16 protein-coding genes are annotated in these 15,059 nt (G+C 52.2%); 13 read left to right on the top strand and 3 right to left on the bottom strand.

The genetic code is table 11. The features are described 5' to 3' along the window. The first annotated feature begins 110 nt into the window (after positions 1–110). Together M3G15_RS21560 and M3G15_RS19930 are read left to right on the top strand one after the other, a co-directional pair. The gene (locus M3G15_RS21560; protein WP_083791395.1) at positions 111–506 is read left to right on the top strand and encodes a zinc ribbon domain-containing protein; all 396 of its coding nucleotides are present in this window, start codon (positions 111–113) and stop codon (positions 504–506) included. Between the two features lie 2 nt (positions 507–508). Next, positions 509–931: an NUDIX hydrolase gene (locus tag M3G15_RS19930; RefSeq protein WP_009222911.1), complete on the top strand. Its 423-nt coding sequence runs from the start codon at positions 509–511 to the stop codon at positions 929–931. 62 nt (positions 932–993) lie between these two features. Here M3G15_RS19930 and M3G15_RS19925 read toward each other — a convergent pair whose 3' ends face one another. Next, complete coding sequence (locus tag M3G15_RS19925) at positions 994–2,274, bottom strand: APC family permease (RefSeq protein ID WP_009222912.1); 1,281 nt, start codon at positions 2,272–2,274, stop codon at positions 994–996. Between the two features lie 116 nt (positions 2,275–2,390). Here M3G15_RS19925 and M3G15_RS19920 point away from each other — a divergent pair, with 116 nt between their 5' ends. The 11 genes from M3G15_RS19920 to M3G15_RS19870 all read left to right on the top strand — a co-directional run bounded on the left by M3G15_RS19920 (position 2,391) and on the right by M3G15_RS19870 (position 12,953). Beyond that, entirely contained in the window at positions 2,391–3,299 is a 909-nt protein-coding gene (locus tag M3G15_RS19920) for a LysR family transcriptional regulator (RefSeq protein WP_260071866.1), read from the top strand. Between the two features lie 87 nt (positions 3,300–3,386). Next, positions 3,387–4,859, top strand: a complete 1,473-nt coding sequence (locus tag M3G15_RS19915) for an amino acid permease (RefSeq protein WP_009222914.1) — start codon at positions 3,387–3,389, stop codon at positions 4,857–4,859. A gap of 175 nt (positions 4,860–5,034) precedes the next feature. Then, on the top strand, positions 5,035–5,772 hold the full coding sequence (locus tag M3G15_RS19910; protein WP_009222915.1) for a sulfite exporter TauE/SafE family protein: 738 nt from the start codon (positions 5,035–5,037) through the stop codon (positions 5,770–5,772). Positions 5,773–5,811: 39 nt separating this feature from the next. Next, positions 5,812–6,321 (top strand): GNAT family N-acetyltransferase, encoded by a 510-nt coding sequence (locus M3G15_RS19905; protein ID WP_260071865.1) that lies wholly within the window; start codon positions 5,812–5,814, stop codon positions 6,319–6,321. Positions 6,322–6,333: 12 nt separating this feature from the next. Then, complete coding sequence (locus tag M3G15_RS19900) at positions 6,334–6,855, top strand: HXXEE domain-containing protein (RefSeq protein ID WP_260071864.1); 522 nt, start codon at positions 6,334–6,336, stop codon at positions 6,853–6,855. A 595-nt stretch (positions 6,856–7,450) separates the two neighbouring features. Next, positions 7,451–7,957, top strand: a complete 507-nt coding sequence (locus M3G15_RS19895) for a GNAT family N-acetyltransferase (RefSeq protein WP_009222918.1) — start codon at positions 7,451–7,453, stop codon at positions 7,955–7,957. 21 nt (positions 7,958–7,978) lie between these two features. Continuing rightward, on the top strand, positions 7,979–8,206 hold the full coding sequence (locus M3G15_RS19890; RefSeq protein ID WP_009222919.1) for a hypothetical protein: 228 nt from the start codon (positions 7,979–7,981) through the stop codon (positions 8,204–8,206). 27 nt (positions 8,207–8,233) lie between these two features. Further along, positions 8,234–9,025, top strand: coding sequence for a lipid II flippase Amj family protein (locus tag M3G15_RS19885; RefSeq protein ID WP_260071863.1), 792 nt, complete (start codon positions 8,234–8,236; stop codon positions 9,023–9,025). A 25-nt stretch (positions 9,026–9,050) separates the two neighbouring features. Further along, positions 9,051–9,677, top strand: a complete 627-nt coding sequence (locus M3G15_RS19880; protein ID WP_009222921.1) for an NUDIX hydrolase — start codon at positions 9,051–9,053, stop codon at positions 9,675–9,677. A gap of 38 nt (positions 9,678–9,715) precedes the next feature. After that, complete coding sequence (locus M3G15_RS19875; protein ID WP_009222922.1) at positions 9,716–10,030, top strand: hypothetical protein; 315 nt, start codon at positions 9,716–9,718, stop codon at positions 10,028–10,030. Between the two features lie 124 nt (positions 10,031–10,154). Next, complete coding sequence (locus M3G15_RS19870) at positions 10,155–12,953, top strand: glycoside hydrolase family 3 protein (protein ID WP_009222923.1); 2,799 nt, start codon at positions 10,155–10,157, stop codon at positions 12,951–12,953. Between the two features lie 72 nt (positions 12,954–13,025). On the opposite strand, the gene M3G15_RS19865 is transcribed toward M3G15_RS19870, so the two are convergent. Continuing rightward, a complete protein-coding gene (locus tag M3G15_RS19865; RefSeq protein WP_009222924.1) occupies positions 13,026–13,991 on the bottom strand; it encodes an iron-hydroxamate ABC transporter substrate-binding protein in 966 nt (321 codons plus the stop codon). A gap of 84 nt (positions 13,992–14,075) precedes the next feature. Beyond that, complete coding sequence (locus M3G15_RS19860; protein WP_260071862.1) at positions 14,076–14,927, bottom strand: helix-turn-helix transcriptional regulator; 852 nt, start codon at positions 14,925–14,927, stop codon at positions 14,076–14,078. Positions 14,928–15,059 lie beyond the last annotated feature (132 nt).

The raw sequence follows: 15,059 nt of genomic DNA, 5'->3' as shown, positions 1-15,059 counted from the left end.
AGAATTTTCAAAGAACAAGCTGAAAATTTGGAGGCTGTTTTCCATCCCCCGGGGGGATGGAAATGAACCTAAAAGAGCTTTTTAAAGATACTATACGAGGAGGCGAAAGCATGATTCAGTGTCCTTGGTGCGGAGAACAGGTCATATTGGTTGGTGACGTCTGTCCTGAATGCAAACATGAGGTGCTGCCTGAGCATCTGGAAGGATTCCCCGGACCGGTATCGGGCGATCCTGTTGACCCTCCTCGGGTTGGGGATTACTTCGATTTGGAAGAGGTGCTGAAGCGTCGGTTCAAATGCAGCAAGTGTGGAAACCAGGAAGCTGCGGTGAAAGAAGTGGCCATGACCGGTACCGGCTTAAGTAAACTGATGGACATTCAGCATAACCATTATTTATTCGTCTCCTGCCTGAACTGCGGTCATGTGGAAATCTACGATCCGGATGTGCTTCGGGGACAGCCATCGGGTAAATTTTCGACGATATTGGACTTATTATTTGGAGGCTAACGATGAAACGAACGGATGTCGTATATCTGTTAATTCCCGATGAGACGAGAACCAAGGTGCTCATGGTGCAAAATGAAAATGAAGCCTGGACGCTGCCTGGAGGGGCGGTTGAGCCTGGCGAAACGCTGCAGATGGCGGCGATCCGCGAAGGGAAAGAGGAGACAGGGCTGGATGTCGAGGTGCACGGGATCGTGGCCGTCAATGAATTCGTACATATGGACAACGAGGAGCATGTCATCCTGCTGACGTTCCGGGCGGAAATTACGGGTGGCGAGCTTGAGATCACCCGTCCGGACGAGATTTTGGACATCGCATGGGTCGACGTGGAGCGCGCGGACGAACTGATGCCATATTATCCGAAAGGGATTAGCTCCATCGTGGCAAAAGGGGTGGAAGTCACCTATTTCGATGAGGGGCGGATATGAGCAAGGCTGCGATGGACAGACAGGATGCTGTCCTGCCGCAGCCTCGTCCCGACCGTCTCAAATTAGGCATCCAGTGAAGTTGCCTTCCGCCGGCTGAAGCGCAGCTGGATCACGAGAAACAGCAGCGCAATAAGTAGCGGGTAGAGCATGGCCCAACCGGTGAACGGAAATACGACGGCTGTAGCCGCAAACGAAATCCAGCTGAGAACAACGCCGGTTCGGCTGCCTTTGAGGAGACGAATTCCCGCAGCGCAGCCGCCCATGTACGTCAGAATAAAAGTCGCGTTCGGAAACTGGATCAGCGTGCTTAGAGAGACCGTCCCGGTACCGTAAAGCAGCATGACTGCCGTAAAGCAGAACATCAGAAACAAGAGCGAACCCGTTGGAGTATGAAACCGAGGAGACAACGAGTTCCACCATTTCGGGGCGTTTCCTTCGCGGGACATCGCGTAAGCCACCCGAGCAGCGGCTCCGGTATAAGCGATGATTCCGGCCATGCAAATGAACAACCCGGTGACCCCCGCGACAATGCCGCCCCAGGAGCCCAGCGGCTGGCTGATGATCCAGACCATCGAAGACTCCGAGCCGCCTTTCAGGTAGCTTTGCGTGCCAACCGTGGCCAGCGCAGATAGAAAATATAAGATCCCTACGATAATCGCAGCGGCGGTCACTCCTTTGATCGCCGCTTTTTGCGGATCCTTAAACTCCTCGGACAAGTGCGATACCGCCTCCCAGCCAATAAAGCACCAGAACAGCATGGAAGCCGCCTGACCCACGCTGAGCCAACCATTTGGCATAAACGGGGTGAAATGGTTGCTTTCCATCCTTGGCAGCGCGGCTCCGAAAGCAAAGATTAATACAGCGGCGATGGCGATGACGACCGCGATCTGGATTTTGCCGGCAAGCTGCATGCCGATCCAGTTCATCAACAGGCCGGCAGCCAGCATCGCCGCAGCAACGGCCAGCTTGGCTCCTTCTCCCCAACCCAGCGCAGCGGTTAAATACCCGGCACCGGTTAATGCGGCGACCGGGGCACCAATCGGCACCGACATGAGGAAAAACCAGCCGACCAGTGTCCCCGCCTTATCTCCATAAGCCAATGTGACGAAGTGAGACACGCCCCCGGCATTTGGATATTTGGCTGACAGGAGGCCCATCGACAATGCCATCGGTAAGATTAGCAATGTCATGAATCCCCATGCGAGCAGGGAGGCCGGTCCGGCCATCTCCGCCGCCAGGCCCGGTACGATGAGCACACCAGAGCCCAGTACAGCGCCGATGTATAAAGCGATAGCCTGCGGCAGGCCAATTCCTTTTTGGAGTTTGCTGCTTGTTTGTTTCATGAAGCGATTCCTGCTTTCGTTGTGTTTTTTTCCAGCGTATCAGATAATAGATCCATAGGAAAAACAGAATTATCGAATTTAATCCATTCGAATTTTCGATGGGAGAGGATGAACGTATGGAATCGCGTCATTTGTTTACGTTTTTGGTGGTGGTTGAGGCCGGCAGCTTTACCCGGGCTGCCCAGCAGCTGGATTATGCGCAGTCCAGTGTGACGGCGCAGATTCAGGCTTTGGAGGCAGAAATCGGCTTGCCGTTGTTCGATCGAATCGGCAGAAAAATCGTCTTGACCGATGCGGGGCGGCGGCTGCTTCCTTACGCGCAGGAGATCGCCAAAATCCACGAAATGGCCAAAAATGCGCTGCACCCCGCGGCCGAAATGGCAGGATCTCTTAAAATCGGCGCACCGGAATCCCTAGCCGCGTTCCGATTGCCGGAGGTGATTCGTCATTACCGGCAACGTTACCCCCTGGTGCAGATCGTGCTTAAGCCCGGTCAATGCTGGGAATTAAGGGATTTGGTGCGTTCGGGGGAACTGGACGTGGCCTTCCTGCTGCAACCGGAGGTGGAAGATCGGGATTTGCAGATCGAAACGCTTGTTCATGAACCGATGGCGTTGGTTGCTCCGGCCGACCATCCGTTAAGCCATGAGGCAGAGGTTGTTCCGGATCAACTGAAGGATCAGACGATCCTGCACACCGAAAGCGGCTGCTCTTATCGAACTTTATTTGAGCGTTACTTGAACAGCCACGGTGTTTTTCCCGACCCGAATTTGGAGTTCTGGAGCATCGAAGCGATCAAACAGTGCGTGATGTCCGGGCTGGGAGTCTCCTTCTTACCGCTGGTCACCGTGCGCAGTGAGCTTGCGGAAGGCAAGCTGGTGAAGCTGAATTGGAATGACGAATCGCAGCGGGTGGCGACGCAGTTGGCATTACACCGGAAGAAGTGGCGATCCCCTGCGTTGGAGCAATTCGTCTTGATGATTCGGGAACAAGCGGAGCGATGGCGGGAAGAAGCCGCTTTGTAGTCCTGACATAAGGTTATACAACATAATTTCGTTAATTTTCGCCAATACTCCCTATAGTTTACTAAGAGCTTGAGGGAGGCTTGGCTTATGGGCAATGGCAAGGCTGGCGAAAAAGGAATCTCGACGTTTCACTTAACGATGCTGGGGCTGGGGACGATTGTCGGAGGTTCGTTTTTTCTCGGTTCCAGCGTGGCGATTAAAGCAGCGGGTCCCAGCATTTTGATATCGTTTATTCTGGGCGGATTGCTGGTATACATCATTCTCTATGCCCTCTCGGAAATGACGGCGGCTGACCCGGTGCCGGGCTCGTTCCGGACGTATGCGGAGCGGAGCTTTGGCCGCGGGATTGGCTTTATTACCGGTTGGGTATATTGGGTGGGCTTGATTCTGGCGATGTCCAGTGAATCGATCGCGGCGTCCACCTTTCTCAGGGAATGGTTTCCGAACTTTCCGGAGGTCGCGATGGGCATGCTCATCATCGTGGGGATCACGCTGCTTAATTTGCTTGGGGCCGATTATCTGAGCAAGCTTGAGAGCGGTCTGGCGGCGGTGAAGCTGCTGGCCATCGTCGGGTTCATCGTCATTGGCCTGGCCTTGATTGCGGGCTGGATTCCGGGGACTCCGGCCGCTGGGTTAGGCGAGCTGCGAAGCGAAGCGTGGTTTCCCGGCGGGATTGCAGGGATTGCAGGCAGTATGCTTATCGTGATGTTCAGCTATTCGGGATTTGAGGTGATCGGCTTAGCCGCTTCCGAGGTGGAGAACCCGAAAAAGACAATTCCCCGGGCGATTAATATGACCCTGATCAGTTTGCTCGCCCTCTATATCGCCGCGATCGCCGTGATTCTGATGTTGTATCCGACACAAGGAATGGTTGCGGACCAAAGCCCGTTAGTTTTAGCCTTAACCCGCTGGGGAATGGGATGGGCCGGGACACTGATTAATATCGTGATGATTACGGCGATTCTGTCCACCATGCTGGCTTCGACGTTTGGGCTTGCCCGGATGCTGCGTTCGCTGGCCGCGGAAGGCCACGCCCCCGCATGGCTTAAAGACCGACATGATATCCCGTACAAGGGCATCCTGTTCTCGGGAGCCGCCATGCTGCTCGGCTTGGCGATGGGGTACCTGCTGCCTCAGCAGGTGTACCTCTTTCTAGTCAGCTGCGGCGGATTTTCGCTGTTGTTCTCCTACTTTATCATTTTGGCCTCCCACTATCGCTGGCGGCGTGTAACGCCTTGCTCTCCGGAAGCTGCATGTCAGCTTCCGGGTTTCCCGTATACGTCCTGGGTTGGTCTTATCGGCATGGTCGCTATCATTGTGAGCATGCCCTTTATTTCCGGACAAGGAACTGGTTTGGTGGTTGGATTAGGATTAACTGCGCTGCTCGCCGGGATCTACTGGGTGAAAGAGAGACGGAATCGAGTACCGGCTGCGTCCGGTCAACGCCCGATTCCTGCGCCGCTGATGGAAGCGGCCGAGGAGATCACCGGTAATCGCGATGTTCGGGAGACGGCGGATGAAGCATCGGACTCGACGACCGTGACGAAAAAGAAAAATTAACAGCATAGGCCGCTTATGATCCAAGACCTGCTCCGATTCTTTTCGGGGGAGGTCTTTTTTTGGGGAGTGATTCGACCGAATCCAGAGATGGAGCATAGAAAGAAATGGTCGATGGTGGTAAAGTAGACGAAGCATAACTAGTGGAAGTTTTTTACCCCAAAAGGAGCCTGGGATCATGGAGTTGTCCGTTCTTATCTTGCTTGGAGTCATCGTTATCTTTGTTGCTGGATTTACCCAAGGGCTGACGAGCTTTGGATTTGCGCTGATTGCGACGCCGATTCTGGGTCAGATCATCCCGCTGCAGCAAACCGTACCCATCGTCGTGATATTGAGTCTTTGCACCAATGGGATCGTATTTGCCGGTTGCTACAAACACGCTGATATTCGCAAGATATGGCTCCTGATCCTCTCCAGTCTGCTGGCGGCTCCGCTGGGGACGTATCTCTTGCTGTTTCTGAGTGCGGACATCTTAAAGCTGGCAACGGGTGTAGTCATCGTCCTTGTAGCTGCACTGCAGCTGGCAGGCAAGACGTTTCCGATCAAGCGGGACCGATTGGCCTACCTGCCCGTCGGTGCAGCGAGCGGGCTGCTGAACGGCAGCATCTCGATGAGCGGCCCGCCGGTTGCTTTGTTTTTATCCAATCAGGGCGTAGGCAAGGAGACGTTTCGGGCCAATATTTCGGTGTACGGCATTTTCCTGAACATTGTGACGATCTTAACCTATCTGTATGGGGGATTGCTGACCCCGGAGACACTTCATTATACGGCGTGGTTCGTGCCCAGTATGCTGGTTGGCGTATTCGTTGGCATACGTGCGCTGAAGAAGCTCAACGAGCAGCGGTTTAAGCGCATCGCCCTGTGGCTGATCGCCGCTTCCGGCGTCTGGACGATCATCGGTGTTTTGATGGGGTGAGTTAGTTGGATTATGGTTTATGAAAAGGGGGGATAGACCGTGGTTAGGCTGGAGCAGGCGGTAGAGCGGGACATCGAAGGTATTGCACACGTTCATATTGAAAGCTGGAAAACCACATACCGAGGGTTAATTGCTGATGAATTTCTCGACCCAATCACCCAAGAACGTCGAGTCAAGCTATGGTTAGACATCTTCGCCTCACTTCAGGATGACGATAGAATCGTAGTAGGCAAAGATGGAGATTGCGTTGTTGCCTTTGCCCACGGTGGGAAATGTCGGGAAGCTGAATTAGGTTATGAAGGGGAACTTTACTCCATCTATATTCTCAAAGAATACCAAGGAATGGGTCTAGGACAGCAACTGCTGAACCATATCATCAATCACCTGCGCAGCAAAGGTAATACATCGATGATGGCTTGGGTTTTGGAGGGTAACCCATCAATTGACTTTTACCTTCGCATGGGGGGCAAACCCTTTAGCAGCAAAGAGATCCAGATCGGCAACGAGGTGAAACGCGAAATTGCAATCGGTTGGAGTCTTGTTGAATAGGAGGTGCCACAAATGAGCCATATCAGCCTTTCGTCTCTGGTTTGGCTGTTTCTCGTGGTGTTTGTGATTCACGACATGGAGGAGATTATCTGGGTAGGACCTTGGGCGAAGCGGAATCGCCAGAAGGTGGTGGCCGCCGTCCCGGCGAGCCTGAAGCGCTCGTTAACCCAGATGCTGGACATCACTAGCAGTCAATTCGCCGTAGCCGTGCTCCTGGAATTTATCGTTTTTGTTCCGTTTACGCTGATAGCGGCGGAGCAGGGGAGGTACTTTATCTTTCTGGCGTTCAATACGTTATTCTTCTTGCATGTGTTTACCCATGTCGCCCAATCGTTGTATCTGAAAATGTACACCCCGGGCGTCGTCACTGCTGTCCTTATTGTGCTGCCTTATTCGTTACTGCTGTTTAACCGCTTACTTTCGGAAAAAGTAGTGACTTGTGGAGAAATCCTGCTCAGCCTCCCGGTAGGCCTGCTGGTTGTGCCCCTGGTGCTGGCCGGGCATGAGTTGGGGAAGCGCTGGGTAAAATCCTAGACTCTCTCTCACCAAGAAGGGCCACCCCCCCTTCCCGACACGCTCCCCGTCCACCATCAACATTCGCTTGAACGAAGGAGACGGCCCGGTTTCCGTCAGCACCGTAACACCAACCCGAATGGGACGGAACGGCTCATGTTCATCAATGAGCATACGCGGGATACGATGAAAGGCTAATTCCCGCCAATTCACGCTGTTCACCAGCAAGTTGATCGCCTCCTATTTTTGTTCATGGGAATCATCACTTAAGCGTAGCACGTGTTCTTCATACCTGTGTTAAGTCTAGAAACCAGCTTTTCTTCAAGTTCAGTCCTTTGTTCTTATATATATGGTTTGTGAAACTGACAACATTCGTCTATTCCTTGGCGATGAAATTTAGCTTGGAAACGCATCAGACAAGGCTTTGCCGATTACATTGGTAATAAAGAAAGCGATTTCATGAATAGGGGTAGCTTTCTCGGTTGAGGTCAGTGTATCATAGTTTTTGTAAGAAGTAATTTTATAGTGAAGCGTTTTTGATATACGACCCGGCTGGAGATAGGTCCATATCCGAAGCTGGGTCCCGTTATTTACGAAACAGAAAGGATTGAAGCTGATGGATTCACTGCTGATCCGTCCGGCAACACTGAACGACATCGACGGCATTCGCGAGGTAGCTGTGGAAACCTGGAACAGTACCTATGAAACGATTTATCCGGAGCATTTTATCGCCACGTATTTAACCCACGCCTATGCGAAAAGCAGCTTGGAGCAAAGCATTACGCTGGACGAAGCGCAAGCCGCGCGGAAGTTTCTGGTCGCGGAATGGGAAGGGGAGATCGTCGGGTTCGGCCAACTAACGGAAGCGGATGATGAAGGGGTTAGTGAACTGACTCGACTTTATATCTTAAAAGAGCATCAGCGCAAGGGCATCGGCAAGAAATTGCTTAATGAGTTGATTCGTCTGAACCCGTTAATTAAAGAAATTTACGCCTGGTGTGAACGTGAGAACGACATCGGCACGCTCTTTTATAAATCCAATGGATTTGTATATACCGAAGAAAAAGAAGAAGTTCTGTTCGATTATCGTACGTTGATGGCCAAGTATGTGAAAAAAATTTAACTTTAATTTGGAGGCCCTGGTTTGGGAAACGTAGATAAACGCAATCGTTTGGATGAAGAGATTTTTTCTTACGAGATGACGAAAAACCGAAAAGTGTTCATTTCTTGGAATGGGTGCAGGGTCACCACACTCTCGGGGAAAGAAGCGGAGAAGTTTATCACGCGTATCCAGAGCGCGGCGACTCCTAAAGAAGTCCAACTGATCATGGCGAAAGCCACGGGGCATTTTAAACACGGCAACGAAAAATAGTGGAAGTTAGTTGGAGAGGGAAGTAAAGTGACCACCTATCTGGTAATCGTGTGCGTCCTAACCATGATTATTCATGCGGCGGAGACGCTGTCGTATTCTATACGCTATGCCGGTGTGAAACTGAACAAAATTGCCGTGGCGCTGTCCTTGACAGGCATTGTTGTGCTCGTCTCCAGAACGGCCAATCTGATTCAGTCGCCGATGACCGCCAAATTCATTGATTATTCCAAGCTGCACCCGGATTTCCAAGTCATGAACTACTTGCGGATCAATCTGCTCGCTGGTTCTGTCGGAACTCTATTGGCGATGCTTCTGTTTCCGACTTGTGTGAATCTGTTTGGACGTGTGATCGCGAAGCTGGAGGTCACCGGGTCCTTGCCCAAGCTCGTAACGAGCGTGACAATCACCCAGCTCAAAAACGTCAGGCATCATTTTCGTAAACCAACCCTTCGCCTCCGTTCGTATCGTTTGCTGGGGGTTCCGAAACGGTTTATTTTGCTGAATATCGCGGTGACTGCCTTCTATACGGTTGGCGTGTTGGCTTCCTTGTATGCTGCTTATCTGGTGCCGGAGCTGAGTACAACCGCTTCGCAGGCTTCCGGCATCATTAACGGTATCGCTACGATTCTGCTGACGATCTTCATCGATCCGCAATTGGGGCTCATTACCGATCGGGCGATGCATGAGGAGGAGTCCCGACAGCAGCTGGGGAGGATCTATATTATGTTGATGGGCGCCAGATTTATCGGAACATTAGCGGCACAACTCATCATCTTCCCTGCTGCATATATGATTGCCATGGTGGTGCAGTGGATTTAGACTTCTACCGAAAGGTTGCGATAGGATGTCGGACTCGATTCCGAAGCTGCAATGGCTGGAGTGGGCAAAGCAAATTCAGGCCATCAGTCAGGCCGGGCTGGCTTATTCCAAAGATATGTACGATCTTGAACGCTTTGAGATGTTGCGTGGGCTTAGCGTGGAAATTCTCAGCCGTTATACCGAAGTCGAGACGGAGAAGGTTAAAACGCTGTTCGCAGGCGAAACCGGCTATGCCACCCCAAAGGTTGATGTGCGCGGCGTAGTGTTCCAGGATGACCGGATTCTACTCGTCCGGGAACGGGTTGACGGGGCGTGGGCATTGCCTGGAGGTTGGGCCGATATCGGTCTTTCGCCCAAAGAAGTCGCGGTTAAGGAAGTGAAGGAGGAGGCCGGTCTCACCGTCGTTCCTGTGCGGTTGCTGGCGGTGTTGGACAAGAAATTCCACGATCATCCTCCGGAGGCGTACCATATCTACAAAATATTTATTTTGTGCGAGAGGGTCGGAGGTCAAGCGGAAGCCGGAATGGAGACGTTGGAGGTCGGATTTTTCGGTCGTGACGAGCTTCCGCCTTTATCGCTTGAACGAAATACGCCCAAACAGATTCAACGCCTGTTTGATTTGCGGCACAGCACCGAAGTATGGTTTGACTAACGTTAGGCGATTCCTGAACGGAAGGCGGGTTTCACCCCATGACTCCTAAACGAAAAACCTTAATCTTTCTGATTGTGTCGCAGCTCATTTATGCGATGTTCTCCGTGGCATGGTTGATTGTGCTTGGCATTTCCGCGTATCTCTTTCATGATTCCGGTGAGGTTCACCTAGGAATGCGAGCATTATTCGCTTATCTTCAGGCTTATCCTGGTGGTCTGCTGCTCGCGCTGATCCTGGGCTGGACTTATTTCGCCAAGGGCAAGTACAAACAGGCAGTTTGGTGGAATCTGCTGCCGTTATTATGGGTGATTCCTTATCTCGGAATATTTATTTATGCGAATCTTTTTGCTTAATTTTGCATGGCAAGATGTACGTTTTCCTATCCAACCTCACGTTGGTTTTGGTATAGTAGAAGCTAGGACTACTATTGATGCATCCCGGGTTGGGATCTACTAACGGATAGGAGAGAGCAGAGAGATGAGCAAATTGATGTTAGGCGTTCCTTTGGAAGGATTTGCCGAGTATAGCAGAATCGCGGCAGCTGAAGGCGGCGTCCTGCTAAAAAATGAAAACGCTATGCTTCCGATTCGAGAGCATGAAATTGTATCCGTTTTCGGAAGATGCCAAATTGATTACTATCGCAGCGGGACAGGCTCTGGCGGTGCGGTGAACGTCCCTTATGTCGTCAGCATTTTGGACGGACTCCGGGCGAATCCTCGCATCCAAGTGAATGAACAGCTGGCGAAGCAATATGAGCAATGGATTTCCGAGAATCCGTTTGATAACGGCGGCGGCGGTTGGGCTGCGGAGCCTTGGTGCCAGAAGGAAATGCCGCTAACCGACGAAATCGTAGCGCAAGCGAAGCAAGCTTCAAACAAGGCGATCGTCATCATCGGCCGGACGGCCGGCGAGGATAAGGATAACGCCGATACCGAAGGAAGCTATCGGTTAACGGAACAGGAGCGGCTGAATCTGGAAACGGTTACCCGGCATTTCGATCAGGTGGCTGTGTTGATGAATGTGGCCAATGTCATCGATATGAGCTGGATCAATGATCCGATCCACCAAGGCCGGATTCGGGCAGTGATGTTCGTATGGCAGGGCGGGATGATTGGTGGTCATGCCGTGGCTGACCTGCTCTCGGGGGATGTCACGCCAAGCGGTAAACTGCCGGACACGATCGCTTATCACATTGAGGATTATCCGTCCACAGCCAACTTCGGCAGTGAAGAACGGAACCTCTATGAGGAAGATATTTATGTCGGTTATCGTTACTTTGAAACGTTTTGTCCGGACAAGGTCCTGTTTCCGTTTGGATACGGGCTCTCCTATACCTCCTTTGCCTGGAAGGTGCAAGGCGTGAAGCTCGAAGGAGCGGATACAGATGCCCGGCTGGAGGTCCAAGTGGCGGTAACGAATACCGGATCGGATTTTAGCGGGAAAGAAGTAATTCAGTTGTATTATGAAGCACCGCAAGGCGTATTGGGCAAACCGGCCCGGGCGCTTGGAGCGTTCGCGAAAACGAAGCTGCTTCAGCCTGGCGAGACCGATGTGCTGACCCTGCAACTGCCGGTACGGCGGATGGCGTCCTATGACGATGGCGGCTATACCGGGCATAAATCCTGTTACGTGCTGGAAGCTGGCAATTATGAGCTTCATGTAGGCAACAGCATCCGAAATACGGAGCGGGTAACGGTGGACGGGAAAGCCGCCTACCATTTGGCTGAACTGGTGGTTGTGGAGCAGTTGGAGGAAGCTGCGGCTCCTACGGAACGTTTTTCCCGGATTAAACCAGGAAGCCGGAAATCGGATGGGACGTATGAGATCGTCCGGGAGGCAGTGCCGCAGCGCACCATTTCGCTGAAGGAACGCATCGAAAGCAGACTGCCGGAAGCCTATCCGCAAACGGGGAACCGCGGAATTAAATTAAAGGACGTTCAAGCCGGCAAAGCGAGCTTGGAGGAGTTCGTCGCCCAACTGAGCGATGCGGACCTGGCTACGATTGTACGCGGTGAAGGCATGAGCAGTCCGAAGGTTACACCTGGAACGGCTTCCGCTTTTGGCGGGGTGGGGGAGAACTTGTTAGAATACGGAATCCCGGTGGCTTGTAGCGCCGACGGTCCTTCCGGCATCCGCATGGACAGCGGCTTGAAGGCGACTCAGCTGCCGATCGGAACGTTGCTTGCATCCAGCTGGGATGTTAACCTCGTAGAGTCGTTATATGTGCTGGAGGGCCAAGAGCTGCTGCAAAATGAAATCGACACCTTGCTGGGCCCGGGGATTAACATCCATCGCCATCCGTTAAATGGGCGAAACTTCGAGTATTTTTCCGAGGACCCTTATTTGACGGGCTGCTTTGCGTCGGCGGTGACGCGGGGCATCAAGAAGGGCGGTTCGTCCGCAACCGTGAAGCATTTTGCCGGCAATAACCAGGAGAAGGCGCGTTCGAAAGTGGATACGGTCGTCTCGGAACGGGCGTTGCGCGAGATTTATCTCAAAGGCTTCGAAATGGCGGTCAAGGAAGGGGAAGCCTCGTCGATCATGACTTCCTATAACCCGGTGAACGGGCATTGGGCGGCATCCAACTATGATCTGAATACGACCATTCTCCGGAATGAATGGGGATATCAGGGCATTGTCATGACGGACTGGTGGGCGGTTATGAACGACTGCGTTGAAGGCGGTCCGGCCGACGCGAAGAACACGTCCTTTATGGTACGCGCGCAAAACGATCTATATATGGTCGTTAACAACAATGGTGCGGAAATCAATTCGCTGGGGGATAATACGCTGGAAGCCTTGGCTAACGGCACCTTGACGGTTGGCGAACTGCAACGGTGTGCCATGAACATTTGCCGATTTTTACTGAATGCGCCTGCATTAGCGCGGGAACCGAAACCGGTTGACGAAGTCCGCCTGATCAAGGCTGTTCAAGGTGATCTGCCGGTTGCTGGCGAAGGAACGGACGTATATACGCTGTCCCATTCGCAAAGCGCTAAGGTTATGGCGGATGCCGGAACTGCGGTGGTGAAGGTTCAGGAAGCTGGGGTGTACACTGTTACAGCGCATATCCGTTACGAAGCGATGAACCTGTCGCAGTCGGCCTGCAATCTGCTGCTGAACGGAGAACTGCTGACCACGGTACAGACGAACGGTACGTTTGGCAAGTGGGTCACGCAGAAGCAGCTCCGGATCGAGCTGACGGAAGGCGATTACGAGCTGAAGTTTGATTATATCAAGCCGGGGCTGGAGATCGGCTGGATCGAGTTTATTTAACCCATAAAAAAGGGATGTGCCCTTCTGCATCACAGCGGGGCACATCCTTTTTAATTTTGGTCCAGTTAAGCTTTAAGGCATCGAGAGGAATCCGTCCTTAAAGATTTCCAGCAAATACTCCAGCGTAATCGGATCGCTGTAGGTAGAAGCTGCGGTATCGATTTCGATTACGTGACCGTTCTTGACGGCCGGGATATTTTTCCACGTATTGGATTGCAAGAACTCGTTTTGGGCTTCTTTGTTCTGGCTCAGTACGATGTAATCTCCAGCATACTCGGGAATGATTTCGTTTGATAAGGTGTAGTAGCCCGGACCCAACGCATCTTGTTTGGCTTTTTCCGGCATGTTCAGCTCCATCATCTGATACAGCAGTTCCGTTCCGCGGGCCCAGTTGTCCCCAAATACATAGAAGTTCTTCGTATCATATTCAAACACAGACACGGTGGCGTCTTTGCCGATCTTGGCTTTGATCTCTTCGCCTACGGCTTTGGCCCGCTTCGTAAAATCTTCAACCCAAGCTTGGGCTTCTGCCTCCTTGTTGAGCACTTTCCCGATTTCTACTTGCTGGGCTAAATAGTCCAGCTTGCCCCATGTATAAATGATCGTTGGAGCGATTTCGCTTAGTTTATCGAGATTCTTCATATGCGATCCGGCAATGATCAGGTCCGGCTCCAAAGCGAAGATTTGCTCCGGATTGTCTTCGGACACGACGGCGACGTCCTTTAATTTCTCGGTAAACAGCGGGTTATTCATCGTCCAGGTATCAACGCCAACCAGCGATCCTCCCAGGGCCACGACGTTTGGAGCGTACGTCAGAGCCACGATGCGCTTCGGATTGGCAGGAATTTCGATCGGACCGTTCTCCGATTGATATGTAACCGTACCGGAAGCCGTCTCCGCCCCCGCGGAGTCGTTTCCGCTCGTCTGATTGGTCTCTGATGAGTTGTTTGCCGCAGAATTCTGCTGTGCTGTCTCATTGCCGCAAGCACCAGCCAAAACCGTGAAGGCTAAAATAAGGGGAATAAACAGCTTCTTCATGAGTGATTCTCCTTGTTCACATATTTATGATAATGATTCTCACTATCACACTATGAACCACAATACGAATTTCTTCACGGTTTGTCAATACTCATTCTTAAAGGTATCTTCTAGCAATTTCTTAAGCTTCGATTCGGTTGCGGTTCCTTCGATTGGGGTATACACGCTGCAGCGCAAATCGGCATCCCCCTGAACCTGAAGTGAGGTTAAATTAAACAGCATTTTGCCGGCTTTGGCATGGCGGAATTCGATCATGACCTCCGGAGCCGCGCTGACCTCACTCTGGTTCCATAGCTCTTGGAAATCCGGGTATTGCCGTGACATCCGGTCGATAAATTGTGAATACCAAGGGTCGGCAACGTATTGTCCGTAATACGCGCGAAAGATAGCCAGGAACCCCCTGACGAAATGAGGCCAGTTCACGGCCAGGCTGCGCAGTTCTTTCTTGGCGAACAGCAGGTAGATCAAGTTGCGATCCTGCTCTGGGATTTGCTCGAAGTCCACAAACACCTGGGCAGCGGCAGGATTCCAGCCTACGATATGGCAGTGGCGGTCGGAGATGATCGTCGGGCAATATTTCAGCTCTTGCAAAATTTTATGGAGCGACGGGGTAATTACCGGCTCCTTCTCAACCCAATCGGGATGAAAGCCGCTGTCGGACGCCAAGTCAAACAGGTACTTGCGTTCGTCGGCGTTTAGTCTAAGCGCTCCGGCGACCGCGTCCAGAACGGAGGAGGATACCTTGATATCCCGGCCTTGTTCCAGCCAGGTATACCATGTCGTGCTCACCCCGGCGAGCTGGGCGACCTCCTCGCGGCGCAGGCCGGGCGTTCGCCGGCGGGAGCCTGCCGGAAGGCCTACGGTATGGGGATGCAGCTTGGCGCGTTGCGTTTTTAAAAATTTCGATAAGGCTTCTAATCTCGGTTCCGTGCTCATCCGCGGAGATCCTCCCTGAATCATGGCTTAATATGTTACCCATTATACTAGGATAACTAAAAACTTGTAATAGGATAATCTGCAGCTACAATAGATTACGACAGATTGTACTTCCTGCATATGAAATGCCTA

The sequence above is a fragment of the Paenibacillus sp. p3-SID1389 genome (genome assembly GCF_025151705.1).
GTDB classification, from domain to species: Bacteria; Bacillota; Bacilli; order Paenibacillales; family Paenibacillaceae; genus Fontibacillus; species Fontibacillus phoenicis.
Note: the sequence above shows the minus strand (reverse complement) of the source record. Positions and strands in the feature narration are given on the sequence as shown.